17 protein-coding genes are annotated in these 18,778 nt (G+C 41.9%); 9 read left to right on the top strand and 8 right to left on the bottom strand.

Annotation, left to right across the window (positions count from 1 at the left end; all coding sequences use genetic code 11):
- Window positions 1-41: 41 nt before the first annotated feature.
- Entirely contained in the window at window positions 42-3,026 is a 2,985-nt protein-coding gene (locus BLP33_RS00890; protein ID WP_090523818.1) for a lantibiotic dehydratase, read from the top strand.
- Window position 3,027: 1 nt separating this feature from the next.
- Here BLP33_RS00890 and BLP33_RS00895 read toward each other — a convergent pair whose 3' ends face one another.
- Together BLP33_RS00895 and BLP33_RS00900 are read right to left on the bottom strand one after the other, a co-directional pair.
- The gene (locus BLP33_RS00895; RefSeq protein ID WP_090523820.1) at window positions 3,028-3,765 is read right to left on the bottom strand and encodes a LytR/AlgR family response regulator transcription factor; all 738 of its coding nucleotides are present in this window, start codon (window positions 3,763-3,765) and stop codon (window positions 3,028-3,030) included.
- Window positions 3,752-4,834: a sensor histidine kinase gene (locus tag BLP33_RS00900; RefSeq protein WP_090523823.1), complete on the bottom strand. Its 1,083-nt coding sequence runs from the start codon at window positions 4,832-4,834 to the stop codon at window positions 3,752-3,754. Before BLP33_RS00900 ends, BLP33_RS00895 begins: the two co-directional genes overlap by 14 nt.
- A gap of 376 nt (window positions 4,835-5,210) precedes the next feature.
- Here BLP33_RS00900 and BLP33_RS00905 point away from each other — a divergent pair, with 376 nt between their 5' ends.
- The gene (locus tag BLP33_RS00905) at window positions 5,211-8,324 is read left to right on the top strand and encodes a lantibiotic dehydratase (protein WP_090523826.1); all 3,114 of its coding nucleotides are present in this window, start codon (window positions 5,211-5,213) and stop codon (window positions 8,322-8,324) included.
- A gap of 211 nt (window positions 8,325-8,535) precedes the next feature.
- On the top strand, window positions 8,536-9,438 hold the full coding sequence (locus tag BLP33_RS00910; RefSeq protein WP_090523829.1) for a metallophosphoesterase family protein: 903 nt from the start codon (window positions 8,536-8,538) through the stop codon (window positions 9,436-9,438).
- 61 nt (window positions 9,439-9,499) lie between these two features.
- Here the strand turns inward: BLP33_RS00910 and BLP33_RS00915 are convergent, their stop codons facing one another.
- From BLP33_RS00915 to BLP33_RS00925, 4 genes are all read right to left on the bottom strand, one after another.
- Window positions 9,500-12,559, bottom strand: a complete 3,060-nt coding sequence (locus BLP33_RS00915; protein WP_254780039.1) for a glycosyltransferase family 117 protein — start codon at window positions 12,557-12,559, stop codon at window positions 9,500-9,502.
- Between the two features lie 99 nt (window positions 12,560-12,658).
- Entirely contained in the window at window positions 12,659-12,838 is a 180-nt protein-coding gene (locus BLP33_RS27830; RefSeq protein WP_090526141.1) for a type II toxin-antitoxin system YafQ family toxin, read from the bottom strand.
- Window positions 12,784-12,939, bottom strand: a complete 156-nt coding sequence (locus BLP33_RS27275) for a hypothetical protein (protein WP_175489884.1) — start codon at window positions 12,937-12,939, stop codon at window positions 12,784-12,786. Before BLP33_RS27275 ends, BLP33_RS27830 begins: the two co-directional genes overlap by 55 nt.
- Window positions 12,940-12,946: 7 nt before the next feature.
- The gene (locus tag BLP33_RS00925; protein WP_090523834.1) at window positions 12,947-13,144 is read right to left on the bottom strand and encodes a type II toxin-antitoxin system RelB/DinJ family antitoxin; all 198 of its coding nucleotides are present in this window, start codon (window positions 13,142-13,144) and stop codon (window positions 12,947-12,949) included.
- Window positions 13,145-13,327: 183 nt separating this feature from the next.
- Between BLP33_RS00925 and BLP33_RS00930 the strand changes: the two genes are divergently transcribed.
- From BLP33_RS00930 to BLP33_RS00940, 3 genes are all read left to right on the top strand, one after another.
- Window positions 13,328-14,113, top strand: coding sequence for a mechanosensitive ion channel family protein (locus BLP33_RS00930; protein WP_090523837.1), 786 nt, complete (start codon window positions 13,328-13,330; stop codon window positions 14,111-14,113).
- A gap of 11 nt (window positions 14,114-14,124) precedes the next feature.
- Window positions 14,125-14,628: an inorganic diphosphatase gene (locus BLP33_RS00935; RefSeq protein ID WP_090523840.1), complete on the top strand. Its 504-nt coding sequence runs from the start codon at window positions 14,125-14,127 to the stop codon at window positions 14,626-14,628.
- An 81-nt stretch (window positions 14,629-14,709) separates the two neighbouring features.
- The gene (locus BLP33_RS00940) at window positions 14,710-14,892 is read left to right on the top strand and encodes a hypothetical protein (RefSeq protein WP_090523842.1); all 183 of its coding nucleotides are present in this window, start codon (window positions 14,710-14,712) and stop codon (window positions 14,890-14,892) included.
- 80 nt (window positions 14,893-14,972) lie between these two features.
- Here BLP33_RS00940 and BLP33_RS00945 read toward each other — a convergent pair whose 3' ends face one another.
- Window positions 14,973-15,374, bottom strand: a complete 402-nt coding sequence (locus BLP33_RS00945; protein WP_090523849.1) for a winged helix-turn-helix transcriptional regulator — start codon at window positions 15,372-15,374, stop codon at window positions 14,973-14,975.
- A gap of 92 nt (window positions 15,375-15,466) precedes the next feature.
- On the opposite strand from BLP33_RS00945, the gene BLP33_RS00950 reads away from it, so the two are divergent.
- Window positions 15,467-15,826 carry a DoxX family protein gene (locus BLP33_RS00950; protein ID WP_090523851.1) on the top strand — a complete coding sequence of 120 codons (360 nt, stop codon included), beginning with the start codon at window positions 15,467-15,469 and terminating at the stop codon, window positions 15,824-15,826.
- Window positions 15,827-15,952: 126 nt separating this feature from the next.
- Here BLP33_RS00950 and BLP33_RS00955 read toward each other — a convergent pair whose 3' ends face one another.
- Entirely contained in the window at window positions 15,953-16,828 is an 876-nt protein-coding gene (locus BLP33_RS00955) for a glycoside hydrolase family 25 protein (RefSeq protein ID WP_090523854.1), read from the bottom strand.
- 225 nt (window positions 16,829-17,053) lie between these two features.
- Between BLP33_RS00955 and BLP33_RS00960 the strand changes: the two genes are divergently transcribed.
- Together BLP33_RS00960 and BLP33_RS00965 are read left to right on the top strand one after the other, a co-directional pair.
- Window positions 17,054-17,491 carry a MarR family winged helix-turn-helix transcriptional regulator gene (locus tag BLP33_RS00960; protein ID WP_090523857.1) on the top strand — a complete coding sequence of 146 codons (438 nt, stop codon included), beginning with the start codon at window positions 17,054-17,056 and terminating at the stop codon, window positions 17,489-17,491.
- Window positions 17,492-17,514: 23 nt separating this feature from the next.
- Window positions 17,515-18,774 carry an MFS transporter gene (locus BLP33_RS00965; RefSeq protein WP_090523859.1) on the top strand — a complete coding sequence of 420 codons (1,260 nt, stop codon included), beginning with the start codon at window positions 17,515-17,517 and terminating at the stop codon, window positions 18,772-18,774.
- Window positions 18,775-18,778 lie beyond the last annotated feature (4 nt).

Raw genomic sequence — 18,778 nt, forward strand, 5'->3', positions numbered from 1 at the left:
AAATTAGCTGTTTACATACTGAACCTTGCCTGTACATCCAGATGAAAGTTAATTTTATTAACGGTTTAATTTTACGCTCGGCTGCTTTGTCGTACAGGCAAAAGCTTGATAAAAAAAGCTTGCTTACATTATGGAATAACAGGTTAATCAAAGAAAGTATTTACCTGGCAAGTAAATCGCTTTATAATGAACTGGATGCTTTTTTTGCAAACGGGCAGCAAACGAAAGCTAAAGAAGCTCAATTACTATCAAGTTTTTATAAATATATGGCCCGTATGGCAAACCGGGCTACGCCGTTTGGGCTGTTTGCGGGTTGTTCATCGGTTTACTGGGGGGCTGCAAATAAAGTAAAACTTACGGCAAAGTTCAGGAGACATGTAGTGCCCGACGCTGTGGTGAGTTTCTCGCTTGCCAAACAAATTGAAAATGCCAATCAAATATCTGCAGGATATAAGCTAAATAATACCCTTTATAAAGTGGGGGACGATTTACGATTTATTACTTATCAAATTATTGATAACCAAAGGGTTTACCAGGTGAGCGCCATTGCCTGCAATGAGGTGCTTGATGACATAATTACCGTTGTTGGTGATAAAATATGGAGTAAACAGCAACTGCTCGAAAAATTCCCGGATTTTGAGCCTGATGATTTCATTGTGTTTATTAATGACCTTATTGAAGGGCAACTGCTAAAACCGGCATTTGAGCCGGCAATAGGGTATGATTTTCCAGTCTTTTTGCAAAAGACTGATGATCCGGGATTAAGGGATACCATTAATGAATTGGTCGATTTGCTTAATAAAATTAATAATGGAGATGTTGAAAGCTCAAACTGGTTTTCGTTATATACTGCTATTGAACAAATTACTAATCACATAACCGGCAGGGAACTTAAAGACCAGGTACATGTAACCAGGTTTAACGAGATGGAAAGCCGGGAGCTTGACCAATCATTGCAATGGAAAATAACTAAGGCGATTGTATTGCTTAATAATGTGAGTGCCGTGGCTCCCAATAAAAGGATTGAGCAGTTTAAAGGCAGGTTCAGGAAAAGGTATGAGGAGCAGAGCGTACCGCTGCTGGAGGCATTTGACACCGATACAGGAATCGAATACGGACAATGGTATGAGCATGAAACCCTTTTTACAGAAGGGCTGTACACCGGAAGTGAAGGGGGCCCTTCGTGGGTGGATTATACAGAAATAGATTTTAAAATGCTCAACCTGTTAAACCGCGCCAAAATTGAAAAACAGTATAAAGTTATTATACCTGATAATTTTGCCAGGGAACGCAGCCCGGATCATTTGCCATTTTCCATGTCGGCGGTTTTTCAGCTTTTTGAAAACGATATGGTATACCTGGAGAGAGTTACCGGGCCCGGCGCTTTAAACATGATAGCACGGTTTGCAGTTGGGGATGCCGAAATTTATAAAACAGGTTTAGAGATAGCGGCAAAGGAGATCGCCAACTGCCCGGATGCCATGTTTGCCGAAGTGATCCATATGCCCGAAGAACGGATCTTAAACGTCATGATGCACCCGCCTTTCTGGCCCCATGAACTGGCTTATATTGATGATGCCAAGGGAAGTTCAGTTTTGAGGCTTGACGATATCTACATAAAGCTTGAGCAGGGCGTTTTTAAATTGTTTTCAAAAAAACATCAGCGGGAAGTAGTTCCGCGCTTAAGCAGTGCTTATAATTATAACAGGTCGCAGCACCCCATTTACACCTTTTTGTGCGATATCCAGCATCAGCGGGGCAATGGCAGCTTAAGTTTTAACTGGGGGGCACTCTCTACAGATTTTGTATTTTTTCCACGCGTTGAAACCAGCTTTGGCGTTATCCTGCACCGTGCCACCTGGAAGTTTACGCCCGCTATCTTGGGTGAACTTTGCAAGGCTGAAAAATTCATGGATAAATTCGGCGATTTGTTTAACAGCTTTAGGAATGAGTGGTTACTGCCCGATAAATTTTATATAATAAAGGGCGATAATGAATTACTGATTGATACTGAAAATGAGATTAGTATACAGGTACTTGCAAAGGAAATAGCAAGGCAGGACCCGGTTTTGATTTTATCTGAGTGTATTCACCTTCAGCATGAGGCTATTGTACGAGATGTGGATGGCGATCCTTACATGCACCAGTTTGTTGCACCCTTCCATTTCGACAGGCCTTTGAAGCCCCCATATTTCCAATATATTGAAAATACGCTTCAGCGTAATTTTTTTCCCGGCAGCGAGTGGTTATTTATCAAGCTATATCTCAGCAGTAACATCGCCAACGAGGTGCTGTTAAAATTGGATGAACTGTTAAATTATTCAGGTACTGTTAAAATAAAACAATGGTTTTTTATCCGGTACCATGACCCGGATAATCACATCCGGGTTAGGATTAATTTGCTTGATGAGGGTGATTTTCAGGATGTTTACCTGGCTGTGCGCGAGGTATTGTCGCCATTTTTGACAAGCGGGCAGCTTCATGTTGTACAACTTGATACCTACGTGCGCGAACTGGAACGTTACGGGCAACAAATTGAACAAGCCGAGGGCCTTTTTTGCATTGAAACTTCGTTTTGCTGCAGCGTATTCAGGCTGCTTGAAAGCAACCGCTATGATACGGAAGACTGGCTCCTGATTTTTTGGCTGATCAAAGATTACCTAAACCTGATGAGCAATGACCTAAACGACCAACTGCAATTTGTTGAAAGGCAGCAGGCTTATTTTTTTGCCGAGTTTGATGATAAGGCGGTTAAAATACAGATTGATCAATTATATAGAAAATATCATGGCAGCCTTAATAACCTGCTTTTAGCATATGATGACCTGCTTCGGCAAAAAAGAATGCAGGTAGAATTACTGCTGCAAAACTACACTATTGATTGGAATGCGAAGTTTTTGAGCAGCGTGATCCACATGGCAGTTAACCGCTATTTTAGCAGCCGGCAGCGCCTGCATGAGTGCATCCTGTACGGGATGCTCTTAAAGTTCCTTAAATCGGAAAAAGCCCGTAAAGGGAAAGTATAGCTTACTTGAACATCTTATTATTGAGCAGTGCGAAAAAGCTGTCGCGGTAAGTAACCCCTATGGGGATCTTTTCTTTAATCTTATCAAAGATCACCATGTTGCCATCAATAGCTTTAATGCGTTTTAAAGCAATAATGTACGATTTATGGGTCCGCGCAAAATTTTCCTGGGGTAGGGTATCAACCAAGGTTTTCATGCTCACCAACGAGATATGCCGTTCATTTTCTGTAAAAACCGAACAGTAATTTTTAAGTCCTTCTATATAAATGATATCCTCAAAGTTGATGCGCACAATTTTACCGTGATCGGTTTTCAGGTAAAATGAGTCGGGCTTTGGCTGCAGGTCAATTACCGGCGCTGGCTTATTAGATGAAAGCAGTATTAGCTTATCAAGGGCTTTTTGTGAAGCCTGTAAAAACCTGTCGAAAGCGAAGGGCTTAAGCAGGTAATCGAGCACATTGTTTTCAAATCCCGCCAGCGCAAATTCACTAAAGGCTGATGTTATGATGATCTCCGTGCTTTTAGGCAGCATTTTAATAAGGTCGATACCCGAAAGCTCAGGCATGTTTATATCAAGAAAAATGAGGTCAGTGGCTGATCCTTTTAAATATAATAGTGCTTCAATAGGATTGGTAAACGTTTCGGTAAGGTTAATGAAAGGCACTTTTGATATAAAATCGCTTAAAATATCAATGGCATAAGGCTCGTCCTCAACTATAATACAGTTAATTACTTTCATGATATTTTAAAGGCATGGTAAGTTTGCATTCATAGCTATTGTGCGTTTCATCCACCAGTAGTTCATATCCGTCCCGGCCATATTCGTCCGTTAATCTTTCGCGAATATAATTTAATCCTATCCCGTTCGATTGTATTTTGTTAACGCTGTTATTGTTTTTATAATTAAGCGAATAAAAATGCAGCTTCCCATCTACAACGGTAATGCTCAACACAGCCTCCTTTGTGCTTTGATTGAAAATGCCGTGCTTAAACATGTTTTCGATGAGGGTAATTAAAACCAATGATACTACCTTATACGGAATAACACCGCTTTCGATACTTATCTTCATAAAAAAAGCTTTGCTGCGGTCTTCATGAATTTTTATGAAGTCTTTGATATAGGCAAGCTCACTTTCAAGGCTGCTAAACCCGTCCTCATTTTTGGTTAATGCATACCGCATAATGTTTGAAAGTGTGATGATTGATTGTCCTACTTCCGGGAGTTTCTTATAAGTTTCAGCATATAAAAAGCCGAGTGTATTAAATACAAAGTGCGGATTGATCTGTGATTTTATTACATTTAGTTCGGCCTGAAGGGCTTTCTTTTCAAGCTTTTGCTGTTGTTCAAGTATCTGAGCCTTTTCTATACTGTGTTGAGCCACTTCGCGTTCCCGTTGTATCAGTTCTCTTGCAAAGCCAAATGCAGCCCCCATTCCGCCAAAATATATTGTGCGCATAATAAGGCTGGAGATTTTATCAGGATCGGCCGAAACCTGAAACGACGTATGGTATATCAATGCATCAACCTCAAGCTTAAACAATACCGTTATAGCAATGATAGCCGTGGATACTACAAATAAAACAGGTGCCAGAAAAAAAACATTAGTGATCTTCTTACTTATGGCCCTTAAAATTTTCCAGGTGTTATAAAATATAATGGCATTTACAATAAAAGCAAAAACAGTGCTTATGTCAATTTTTGAAAAATAGACAACGGCCTCTTCATATAATATATAAATAAGCCATCCAAGCAGGTGTTGAAAGAATACCCTTATCCTGGATTTTGGCCGCTCTGCATTCGTTGTCATAAATTTTTTGTCCTGCTTTTAATGGGTTTGGTCGTCCCCAACGGCGCATTGGTACTAATTTTTTCCTCTCCTGCATCCGCTTAGCCACATTTATCCTATAACAACAGATAAATCATCATTCACACCCTTTAAAAAGCTTAAAAGTATGAAAAATTATAGCAAAGCATCTTTACCAAAGATCCAAATTAAACAAGTGCAAATTTTAAACCGGGCACTTACAAATAACATTGGAAAAAATGGTGGCACTGTAGATTTCTATATGACTATGACGGGTACTACAACAGAAAAAACTTCAAGTTCAACAGGGTTCTAAGGACGAACTTAGATCATATTAAGTATGTCTGTTTTATGATAAGAACCATCAGAGGTAACTACAATGAAAACAGCCAAATTATCCGAACAATATAAATTCTCATCGGGCCTGATGTTCAGATTTCCTGCATTTGATTGCGTGGAAACAGTTGATAAAGAAACCATCAGGGCATTCACAAAAGATGAATTGTTTATGCAGGCGCTTTGGCTTACCTCTAAAAACTTGTATGAAGCGGTTTTGCATATAGATGATATTACAGATGCGAAAAAACTGGAGAAGCTTGAAATAACCTTGGCCAAATTTATTAACAGGAGCGCTACTGGCACCAATCCATCAGGGTTATTTGCAGGTTGCGCTCCTGTTACCTGGGGGAATACGACCGATTTACAGCTTGGTAATGCTTACCAGCATGTAAGGCTTAATGTTGCCGCAGCGGTTAATTTGAACGGCCAGATTTTAAATAATCGCCTCATACGGATATTGTTAAGTTACAAGGTAAATAAAACAATGTATACCTTAAACGGGACCTACCTTAAAATTGACCGTCAAACTGTAAACCGTGGTAAATACAAAGCATCGCCGGTAAAGATATCTGACGATCTGCAGGCGGTTATCGGGTTTTGTGAAAACGCCAGGACATACAATTCGATAGGCTTATTTATAACGCAAAAACTTGGCAAAAATCCGGAATGTGCCGCTGCTTTTTTGGATCAATTGATTAAAAACCAGGTTTTGTGGAGTGAGCTTGAACCGTGTATTGACAGCGGGGAATACCTTGACCAGGCCATCGGCATTTTTACCCGGTTGGCACACCAAAGTATGCAAGCGCAAAGCTATTTGTCAAAACTGAATACCGTTAAGCAGGTACTGACGGGCACCGATAATGTAATTACAAAAAATAATAAGGTTGCTATGATTTTGAAAGATTTGCCAGGTGATGCCTCACAGGGGACATTGCTGCAGGTTGATTATTTTAGGCAGGCAGATTCGGCTACGCTTGATAAAGCTTATGCTGATAAATTGCTCGATGCCATTGATCTGCTTAACCGGATCACACCCAGGCATCAAAGTAAAAACCTGGAAACGTTTATAAAACGCTTCCGCGACCGGTATCATGAGCGGGAGATTTTGCTAACAGAAGTGCTTGATCCTGAAAAAGGTATCGGCTATGCCATAAACTGTTATACAGAATCCTCCGGCTCTGCAACTGATGGTGAAAATCTGCAATATACTAGTGCCGTGAAGTGGCTTATCGGGCAAATTGTTAACAATCCCGGGCAGGAAATTATCCATTTGCAAAAGTCACAGTTTGAAAACGTTAAAGCTTACGATGATGAGTTGCCGCCAAGTTTTTCGGTAATGTTTCGTATTTCGGGTCATGATGAGCCCTTGCTGTATCTTGAATATTGCGGGTGGCCGGCCGGTACCTCCATGTTTGGCCGTTTGGCTAATGCCGAGCGGAATTTTGGCCAGATCCTTGATGAAATATCCGAAACAGAAACCCGTATTTATGAGCCGGCTATAGTTGCCGAAATTGTACACACGCCTGATGACTACCTGGGGAGCTTTACCTCTGCACCATATCGGGATTACCAGTTTCAAACGCCGGTAAAGGCCGGTGACCAGGAGGTTAATTTAACAGATCTGCTTGTATCTGTTAAAGGGAACAACGTTGTGCTGCGTTCGGCCAAATTAGGCAAAAGGATTATCCCTCGCTTAAATACAGCATATAATTACGGTATGACGGCCTTAGCAGTGTACCAGTTCCTGGCCGATCTGCAATGCCAGGATTCAAAATACGAGCTTGGGTTTAATCTTGACATATTACCTAAACTTGGGGTAACCAAAACGCCAAGGGTAGTTTATGAAGGTGTAATATTAGCCTTAAAAACCTGGTACATCACCAATGCTGATTTACAGCAGCTGTTAAAAGAACTGGCTGTTGATTACAACGAAGCGTGGGCGAAGTTTGTTAAATACTGGGATCTGCCTGAGGCTTTTGTTTTTACAGATATTGATAGTGAATTGGTCGTACATACTAACAGCAGGCTTGAGGTTGCTGCATGGCTTTCGTCATGCAAGAAAAAGAATGAAATTATTTTAAAGGAATACATTGGCGAACGCGATAATATCATGCTTAAAAAGAAGGATGAAAAGCTTATCGGTAACCAATTTGTGGCTGTTTTAAAACGGGGCGAAAAGATAGCCGGCAAGTATACCGGTATGGGGCCGCTTAGTACAAATGCAGCTAAACGTCAGTTTTTCCCGGGGGATGAATGGTTGTATGTAAAACTGTATTGCGGTATTGAAACTGCCGAGCATGTGATAGGCAATGAGCTGATACAGCTAAGCAAAAAGCTTTACCATGAAGACTTGATTGATCAGTGGTTTTATGTACGTTATGCTGATCCTGAACCTCATATTCGTTTCAGGGTCCATCTGGCTTCTGTATTTGCATTGGGCAGGGTCATTCAAAATATTAACAATTGCTTTTCGGCCTTAATTAAATCAAAGCAGATCTGGAAGGTTCAGTTTGATACCTACGAGCGCGAACTAGAACGTTACGGAGAAGCATCCATTGAGCTTGTTGAACAGTTGTTTTTTAACGATAGCCTTGCCATAGCCAGCCTCATATCAAGAGCGGATGTGACCGAAAACTTTGAAGAGGTGAGGTGGCTTTGGGGACTGTTATCAATTGACAGGCTGTTGAATGATTTTGATTTTCAGATCGAACAAAAAAACGAGCTTATGGAGCTGCTTGTAGCCTCATCATATCCGGACGTTAATTATGATAACCTGCTTTCAAAGCAACTGACTTTTAAATACAGGCATTACCGCAACAAGATTGAGGACCTTTTTGTGGAAGGTGCCGCGGTTGCAGGCAACGACCTGCTCAGGTACCGGAGTTTAAACAACAGGCCGGCAGCTTTATTGCTCGCCGAGCTTATTTCATCCGGAACGGTACCGCAGGATTTGAACCTGCTTGTGATCAGCCTTATTCAAATGAGTATGAACCGCTTGTTTAAAACCAGACAGCAGGTTCGCGAACTAGGTGTGTACGATTTTCTGCTGCTTTATTATAAATCCGTTTTACAAAACAAAGAAACGGGTTACGATAATAAATACATTGCCGGGGCTGTAAATGAGTACATGGCAGGCAGGCCATATCTTCAATAATTAATAGCTAAGCGGCTCGAAATAATATTTTAACCTTCCCTACACAAATCTATTAAGTCTTCTGCTAACGCGGAAGGCTTTTTGTTTTATACAGATGTTTCGGTCATTATTTTCTTAATAAAAGTTTAACAGAAATTCCCGCGGCCTACCAATATTATAAATGTATTTTTAACCCCAAAATTGCCTGAACCCGGGAGGCAGCTTTTATATTATGGAAAGAAGATCAGCATTAAAAAATATAGGCGGCCTGCTTCTGGCACCTTCATTAGCACTCGGCAATACAACACCGGCTGCAAAGCCATCATTGCGAATAGCCCACATTACCGATGTGCACCTGAAGGATAAGTTTGATGCCCCTGCCAGGTTTACCAGGTGCCTTCACCACCTGCAGCAACAAACGCCAAAGGTTGATATGGTATTAAATGGCGGCGACATTGTTTTTGATATGAACAAGGAAAACATCAGTACCATCAATGATCAATGGAAGCTGGTGCAAAACATCATGAAAAACGAATGCAGTTTGCCCGTTCATTATTGTTTGGGCAACCACGATATCTGGTGGTACGAGGACGACAAGGGTCAGGCCATCTACGGAAAAAAATACGCACTGGATAAACTGCAGCTTGTAAAGCCTTATTACAGCATGGAAAAAAACGGCTGGAAGATCATTGTGCTGGACAGTGTGCACTTAGATATTGATAATACCTGGTATATAGGCAAGCTGGGCGATGAACAGCTTAACTGGCTAAGCGATGAACTGAAAGCTACAGATGCCAATATGCCGGTAATGGTCATGTCGCACATACCGATATTGACCGCTTTACTGATGATAGAGGATGATATTGTAAACAAGTGGACAATGCTTGGCGGCGACATGCATACTGATACTGCTAAAATCATCAACCTGTTTTACCAGCACCCTAACGTAAAATTATGTCTGAGCGGTCACCTGCACATGCGCGATAAGGTGGTTTATAACAATGTTACTTACCTGTGCAATGGCGCCGTTTCCGGTGCATGGTGGGAGGGTAACCGCCGGGAAACAGCCCCAGGCTATGGTTTGATAGACCTGTATGCCGATGGTACTTTTGAAGAAAAGTATGTGAATTATTAAAATATAAAAAAGGGCAGGCTAAATCAAATAGCCTGCCCCATAGCATATATATGTTGGTTGTTTAGAGCTGGAGAATACTTTTAAACTTTTCGGCATAATCATTAAGCTGGGCAACTAATTGTCCGCTTAGTTCTTTTTGATTGCCGTTATGGGTGATGGCAACCATGTTGTTCAGCAGTGACATACTGATCTGCACATCGCGCGGACTTAACCGGCCTGTATCTTTTTGCAACTGATGGTAGTTATAATCAAGCTGATCGGTTAGGTAGCTGTTAACACTTTTGATCAATTTATTACCCAGCTTGGCATAGTCCAACTTATACGAGGTATCGGCCATTGTTATTTTGCCTTGTGCGGTCATAAAGTTAGGGTTGATGTCGGGCATAACTTCTTCATACTTATGCAATGCATTAAGTGCAAGGTTTGGATGACCATCTTTTAATAACCCTGCTGAAAGATCAGAAAAAGTTGATACCAGTTGCGGATAAAATACCTGGATTGATTGCTGATCAAGGTACCGGGCTGTTTTAAAATTGCCGAATTTAAACTTATCCATCATGTTGCTGTACATCACCAGGCTGTTGATTTTTGAAAGCTGATCTGCCAACGATGAATCAGTTTTGAAAGGCAACAGGCGATAGGTAAAACCTTCCTGGTACAAATATGGCTGTAAGCCAACCATGCTTGTTTGCCCAATAGATGTAGTGAAACAAATTGGCCGTTTCCAGTCGTTATGGGCAAGTATATCTATCATGGCAAGGTTTTCTTTGGTGATATAATTAGGAGGGAATTTCCATTTCATGGTATCCGTAAGTAAGCCTTTTTGCTCGGGCGTGATCACCTTATTTTTCATTACATCATCAGCATTCACCGCCAGCTTGAAGTTTTTGGTAGGCAAATAATTTTCGGTGGTGCCATTGGTATATTCAACGTGCGTACGTTTATCATCCGAGGTGATAAAGTCAAATATATCTTTTACATCAACATAGCCCGGTATTTTGGCATCATTATACCTGATCACATCACGGGTACCCAGCTTGTATTTATCAAAGCTCATGGTAATGGGCAGCGCGTCGGCCTGGTTTATTTTGCGCTGCATTTGCCTTACCGACCAGTCGGCACTCAGCAGGCTCAGATTTACAATACGTACATCCGGCCTGATATTTTCCACCTCCTGATCATACCACAGTGAGTAAGTATCATTATCGCCCAGGTCAAATAAAATAGCATTTTTAGGGCAGGACATGAGGTAATTGTAAGCCATATCATGCGCCGCCATTTTGGTTGAGCGGTCGTGGTTTTTCCATTCTTTACTTGCCAGCAAAACAGGGCCAACAATAGTACAAATAACCATAGCCCCAATGGTGGCAAACCGCGGACTGATCTTTTTAGGTACTATGTCAATCAGTGCTATCAATCCTAAACCAATCCAAATGGCAAATGCATAAAATGAGCCAACGTATGAGTAATCACGCTCGCGCGGCTGTACAGATGGCTGGTTAACATATAATACTATAGCCAACCCGGTGAAAAAGAATAGCAACGTTATGACCAGAGCATCTTTCTTCCGTTTTTTGAAGTGATAAAACATGCCAAACAAGCCTACTACTAAAGGCAGTGCATAAAGGGGCGTATAGGTAACATTATTCAATACAAACTTAGGCGTATTGGAGGCGTTGTTGAACAAGCCCGACGTCCAGTTACCGCCGATGCCATTCATGTTGGTCTGCCCTTCCATATCATCATCGTTGTAGCGGCCAACAAAGTTCCACATAAAATAACGCCAGTACATCTGGTACATTTGCCAGCTGAACATCCATCTTAAATTATCCGAAAAGGTAGGCGTAGCGTTATCGCTCAACTGCAGCCAGTCGCGGTAAAACTGAGCGTCCTGCGCAAAAGTAGTATTCTCTTCTGTCGACCACATGCGGGGCAGGATGCTGGTATGATCATAAACATAATTAGGCTTATTGTAAGCTACCTCGTATTTGCTCTTTCCTTTGCGGTAAAGCGGTGTACCATCGGTAACATCCGTTATTTTGGCATCGAAGTAAGGGCCCTTAAGCAATGGTGTTTCACCATATTGGGTACGGTTAAGATATTCATACATCGTAAAGGCATCGCTGGGGTGTGAGTTGTTAAGGTTGGTGCCCGCCGATGCCCTTATGGGGATATAAACAAAGGAGCTGTATCCAAAATAAACAAACACAATGCATAGCAGGCTTACGTTTAAAAGATGTTTTTGCTTGCGGATACTGTATTGGATCCCGGCAATGAGCAAGCCGATGATCAGCAAAAAAAAGAACAAAACGCCGCTGCCAAAACCGAGCCCAAGGCTGTTTACAAAAAACAGGTCGAACCGGGCGGCGAGGCCTATGGTATACCCCCTGATGCCAAACTGAACAAAGGCCAAAATCAGGATGCTTATAGCGAATGCCAAAAGTCCGCTTTTAACATTAATGTTTTTATGCCTGCGGAAATAATAAACCATTACCAAAGCCGGTATGGTTAGTAAATTAAGCAGGTGAATGCCGATAGAAAGGCCGATTACATAAGCTATAAAAACCAGCCATCTGTCGGCTTGCGGTTCATCGGCAACGGCATCCCATTTTAAAATAGCCCAGAATACTATTGCGGTACATAATGACGACCATGCAAAAACGATGGTTTCCACTGCCGAAAACCAAAAGGTGTCGGTAAAGGTAAATGCAAGGGCGCCGGTTAGCCCGGCACCCATTATTTGTAAGGTTTGGGTTGTATTAACAGTAGTGTTTTTTATAGCAAGCAGTTTTTTGGCAAGGGCGGTTATGCTCCAAAATAAAAACATAATGGTAGCCCCGCTGGCCAGTGCCGAACCCAGGTTGGTAAAGTAGGCAACTTTTGTCCTGTCGCCCATCGAAAGCAGCGAGAATGCCTTACCTATCATGGCAAAAAGAGGGTAGCCCGGTTGGTGTGATACCTGGAGTTTATAGGCACAGGAAATGAATTCGCCACAGTCCCAAAAACTTACAGAGGGTTCTAAAGTAAGGATGTAAGTTAAGGATGCAAGGGTAAAACAAAGCCAGCCCAAAAGGTTATTGATCTTGTTGTAGCTCATGATAAAGTGTAAAAGTTTTTTCAAATAGTTAATACCAAATTAGGGCTTAAAAATGGTAACGTATTGAAATTTAACACTTTTAACATTTGTTAACACTTGGAGGGCTGAAGTGTTAAATGGTTGTTAAAACAGATCTGAATGAGTTCCGGTGCGCACTAATTCTAAAAGGTTGATCTGTTCATTCTCATCCCAGATCAGTAGTAGGTCGGGCTTTACATGGCATTCCCAATAGCCTTTGTAGCTACCACTTAACTTATGGGCTTTATGTTTTTGTCGAGGCCCATATGACCTTTGTTGGCGAATATGGTAATTACGTTCTGCAACAGCTGAAAATCGTTAAGCGAACGCTTTTTAAGTAATTTTAAATCTTTGAGGAATTTGGTTGAGGCGACGATCTCGAACATGATCAAATTAGATACTTTTGAACAGTTCGTCTACACTTTTGAATTTTTTGCCTTTGCCTGCTTTTAACTCGTCCATAGCGGCAATAGTTTCGGCATTAGGTGTTTTGTTCTCTTTTTTTACTTTAATAGTTACACCCAATTCTTTCAGGATATCCTTAACCAAACGTGTTTTATTATCAGGAACAATTATCTCGAGTGTTTGCATACACAAAAATAATCAATAATCTGCTTAATTAATAGGCTTGTGCTGTTGTTTATCGCAGATGTTAAGCTGTTGTTTATAGTTTTTTAATTGATGAAAGAAATGCTGACGCCATTAAAACAAACCCTTCCCCCAAATATGCGTTAAGCATAGGTGGTTTTATGCGGAAGCTAAACGATTTGTTTTATGAAGATTGAAAAGTTTTATGAACAGGTATACATTTGGGTGATCCGTTATGCACCCAGTTTTTTGATTGGGCTGGTGGTTTTATTCATCGGCCTTTGGCTCATTAACCTGCTGCTGAAATGGTGGCAGGCCCATATGCAAAAAAAGGAAATAGACCCAACCATAAAGCCGTTTTTGCAAAGTCTTGTAGGGGTTGTATTGCGTGTGTTGCTCATTTTAGGAGTTGTGCAGATCATGGGTGTGCCCATTACTTTGTTCACTGCACTCGTGGGTGCTTTTGGTGTAGCCGCTGGTTTAGCCCTTTCGGGTACATTACAAAATTTTGCCAGCGGAGTGCTCATACTACTGCTCAAACCCTTTGTTGTGGGCGATAATATTATAGCCCAGGGCCTTGAAGGAACGGTTATCGCTATCCAGATCTTTTATACCATTGTTAAAACCTTTGATAACAGGATAGTTATTATGCCTAACAGTAAGCTCTCAAACGAAGTGATTATTAACATCAGCAGGGAAGGCACCCGCAGGCTTGATATCGAGCTGAAGTTTACCAATAATATTGACTTTAATGAGGTGAAGTCGGTCATTAACTCTTCTATCGATAAATCAAAGAACATATTGGAAACTCCGGACAGGAGGATAGGTATTGCCGGTTTAGATCCTGATGGTTATCGTGTAGGGGTTAATGTTTGGGTTCATGCACATGGTTTCCAGGATACCAAACTGGCCGTACAGGAAAACATTTTGCAGGACTTGAAAGCTTCCGGGGTTAAAATACCGGGTTTATAAAATATGTATGTATGGATAATTTAGAAAATAAGATCACGGTGATTGTTGAAACGCCTAAAGGCTGTGGCCACAAGTATGATTATGATGCCGCCACAAATCAGTTCAGGCTTAAAAAACTACTGCCTGCAGGTATGGTTTTTCCTTTTGATTTTGGCTTTATACCCAATACAGTGGGGGGCGACGGCGATCCCTTGGATGTGTTGGTCATATCGGAGATCAGTACTTTTCCGGGCTGTGTGATAGATTGCCGGCTGATAGGGGCTTTTAAGGTAGAACAAGCTGGTCCGGATGGGAAACGTTACCGGAACGACAGGTTGCTGGCAGTGCCCGTAGTATCAAAAATTTTTACCGATCTGCATGATGCGGCACAACTGCCGCACAGCCTTACCGACCAGATAGAGGCTTTTTTTACAAACTACAACCGCCTTGAATCTAAAGAGTTTAATTTGATGGAACGCCTTGGTGCAGAGGGCGCTATGGAACTTGTTAATAACGCAACTACCCACAATGAATAGTACTATATCAAATTAATAAAACCCAATCGCGCTTTAGCTGTAGTTATGATATAAACATTGTTGAATTTAAATATAGTTATTATGAAAGGTCAACAGGATTTTAAGAATAATGCTAACGCACAAGGCAAACCAACTGCCGATCGTGCCTTTACTAATCATAATGATGCCCAAAAGCAAAAAGGCATCAGTAACGCAGGCGGGCAACGCTCCGATCAAACATCAAGCAGGGATAGTGCCCATCATCCCGAGAAGAAAAAAGCGTAATGTTATTGTTTATAAAAGCGCTTTTGCTTACCAGGCAAAGGCGCTTTGTGCTTCTAAATTCTGAAGAGCTATTTACTACATTATAATGAAACTGCCATTGTTTTTTTGGCATCGGCTTCAGCCCGGCTCATTTGTTTAATATGTTCACGATGGTTCATGCCCCATTCGCGCAATTCTGAAACAACCTTACCAAGCGTATCAGCATATTCGGTACGTTCATAAATTACAGTTACCGGTGTGGTATCATAAACCGTCCGTTTAACAAAGCCATTTAGTTCAAGCTCCCTTAACTCTTTCGAAAGTATTTTAGGCGTGATGCTTTCCAGGTCGCGCTGAAGTTCCTTAAACCGTTTAGGGCCGGTCATCAGGCTTACCAGCATCGGCAGCTTCCATTTACCGTTTACTACATAAAGCGTATCGCGTACTGCGGTTACAGAAGCTTTGCAGGTCTCTTTATTGTGAATGATTTGTTCGTTATTCATACTTGCTATCCTTAACGATACCGGTATCCTTTAGGATAGTAGTATCTTTTTAATAGCAAAGGTAGTTAAGTTTGCGACAAATAATTCATTAAATGAAAGCAACTAAAATTTTTTACTGGATACTGACCGCTATTGTAGCATTGATGATGGCTTTTTCATGCTATTCATACTTAACAAAGCCCGAAATGGCTGCAGCCTTTCATCATTTAGGCTTCCCTGATTATTTTAGGGTTGAACTGGCAATAGCAAAGCTTATCGGTGCAATACTACTATTGGTGCCCGTACCTGCAAGGTTAAAAGAATGGACTTATGCGGGATTTACTTTTGTATTTGTTTCTGCGTTTATAGCACATACCGCATCCGGCGATCCGGTAGCAAACCGTGTGATGCCGTTGGTGTTTCTGGCGATTTTGGGAGGATCGTATGTGTTGTATTATAAAAAGCAACAGTAATGTGAGGGATGTTCCCACCACGTCATTGCGAGGAACGAAGCAATCCCCATGAAGTAGAGCGACTATGCAAGTCTCCCTGTAGAGTCGAGGATTGCTTCGTTCTTTGCAGTGATGTTAGATACAATCCTACGGCACCAGCAATTTCTCAAACTCCGTACTATCGCCCTTAAACACATTAAAATCCACAACATGGTTAATGCCGTTAACATGGGCCTTATCCGAGTGTTGCCAAAACTTCCAGTTGGTTTTATTGGATACAAGCAGCTTGGGCTGGTAGTAATGTGCAATCCACAGGGTATAACCATCAAAATAACCTTCCAGGTAATCCTGGTAAAATTTTAGGTTAGTATAGATGATGGGCTTAATCCCTGTACGGTTTTCAATGGTTTTGATAAAACTCTCCAGTTGCTCTCGCATCTTTTCAGGACTGGTACGATACAACCTTTCTATATCCACCACCATGGGTAGGTCGCCTTTTTCGGTTTTTACCGTTTGAAGGAAAAACTTAGCTTGCCATACACCACTTTTTTGCGGAAGAAAAAAATGATAAGCGCCGCACATGATGCCTGCCTTTGGCGCTTCGCGCCAGTTGCGCTGAAAATATGGGTCAACGCTTAACACACCTTCGGTAGCTTTGATAAATGCAAAGCTGATGTGGACATCGCCTTCGCGCATGGCTTTTACCTGTTTCCAGTTTATACGGCCCTGGTATGAGGACACATCAATGCCATATACGGTATAGCCATCGGGGATATGGATGGCAAAATCCTTGTACTTACGATAATGGGTATCCTCCCCCGCATCCATGATCCACCGCCAGGTGGCGCTGCCAAATTTTAAAATATAGCCATAATAAAAAGGCGAAAGCAGGATAAGCAGCAAAGCGCCTATAGCCGCTATCCACTGTGTGGAGAAATTGGCCTGCTGTTTTGCTTTAACTACCGGCTTTTTACGGGCAGGAGCTTTCTTTCTTACAGGTGTTTTCTTTTCAGGAGCAGGCACGGGGTAAAATTACGAAAACGAACCGTTGATTAATGACGATTACGTTGATTGCGCTGATTTTTTTGATGATCAAAGCGGTCTCCGAACCTAATTATGTTAAGTCCGCTAATCAAAATCAACACAATCAGCGAAATAAAAAAATCAACGGTCAGGTTTGACATTGTGCTGATAAAACGATCTCTATATTTGTAAAGTAAACTTACAAGTTTAACTGATTAATTGTATATGAGCGAAGAAAAAGAGATTCAACTGGCTTCCGAATTGAGGTTTATCATTGGCAGGCTTAGTAAAAAGATCAGGAAGACTTCGGCTACTGCCGAAAAGCTTTCGCTTACCGAGCGGTCAACCATGGCACTGATCTTTCAGCATGAGGAGATCCTGCCTAACGAGTTGGCAGCTATGGAGAAGATCACCACACAATCCATGTCGCAGGTATTAAGTAACCTGCTCAATCTCGGGCTGATCAAAAGGCGCATCTCCGAGCTGGATAAACGCAAGGTGATCATTTCACTTTCGGAAGAGGGGATCAGCCTCATCCATAAATCAAGAAGTGAAAAAGATGAATGGCTTAACCGCGCCCTCGAAGCCACCTGCACTGCCGAAGAGCAGGAGATCCTGAAAAAAGCGCTGGCACCTCTGGCCAAACTTGTTGACTTTGATTAATAAAAACTGACAGAAAGGGATAAATGAGTAAGCTAAGTACATTCAACGCTTTTAAAAGCCGCAACTACCGGCTGTATTTTGCCGGGCAATCCGTTTCATTGTTGGGTACCTGGATGCAGAAAACCGCTGTAAGCTGGGTGATCTATTCGCAAACGCACTCCAAGTTTATGTTGGGGCTAACCTTGTTTGCAAGTTTGTTCCCCTCGTTTCTTTTTTCGTTTTTGGGCGGTGTGGTTTCTGACAGGTATAACCGCTTTAAAGTATTGTTGTTTACGCAAGTGGCTTCCATGGTACAAGCCATTTTGCTCACCGTGCTGGTGTTTTTTGGGTATTATTCGGTTTGGGCTATCATGGCTTTGACTGCTGTTTTAGGGCTGATTAACGCATTTGATGTTCCGGCAAGACAATCGTTGGTATATGAAATGGTTGATGATAAATCCGACCTGCCTAATGCGCTTGCCCTTAACTCTTCCATGGTGAACCTGTCGCGGTTAATAGGGCCGGGGATAGCGGGCCTGATTATTGAAAAATTTGGCGATTCGGTTTGTTTTGGGGCCAATGCTCTGAGCTTTATTGCGGTAATTGGCTCATTGCTGATGATGCGTTTGCCCGAATTTATGCCCAAGCCCCACGGTAAAAACGTATTTGCCGATCTAAAAGACGGCTTCGAATATATCCGCAATACCCCCACTATAAAGTTCATGTTACTGATGCTTGCTTCCATAAGCTTGTTTGTACTGCCTTTCAGTACGCTGATACCGGTTTATGCTAAGGACATATTTAAGGGAACGGCCTCTACTTTTGGGGTTATAGATAGTGTTATAGGGCTTGGTGCTTTTGGCGGCGGGATTTTCCTGGCCTCATTAAGTGCCGGTACCGATCTAAAAAAGATTCTGGCCGTTAATACGCTGATATTTGCCGCGGGGCTAATCGCATTTTCGCATATGCACAATTATCCTGTTGCGCTGTTTTTTTCAGCAATTATCGGTTTTGGTATGATGTCGCAGGTTACCATTGGTAATACCATTATCCAAACTACTGCTACTCCCGAAATGCGAGGCCGGGTAATCAGTTATTATGCTATGTCTTTTTTTGGGATGCAGCCGCTTGGCGGTTTGCTCATTGGCGCAGTTTCGCAAAAAATAGGCGTACCCGATACTGTTATGGCCGAAGGCATGGTAGCACTGCTGTTGGGTGTTTTGCATTTTGTTTTTTTAACGCGCAGCAGGCTTAAAAAGAAAGCGATGGCTGCTGTGCAGCAATCTACCGAAGCAATTTCTTAACATT

Origin of the sequence: Mucilaginibacter sp. NFR10 (assembly GCF_900100445.1) — a bacterium.
Taxonomy (GTDB): domain Bacteria; phylum Bacteroidota; class Bacteroidia; order Sphingobacteriales; family Sphingobacteriaceae; genus Mucilaginibacter; species Mucilaginibacter rubeus.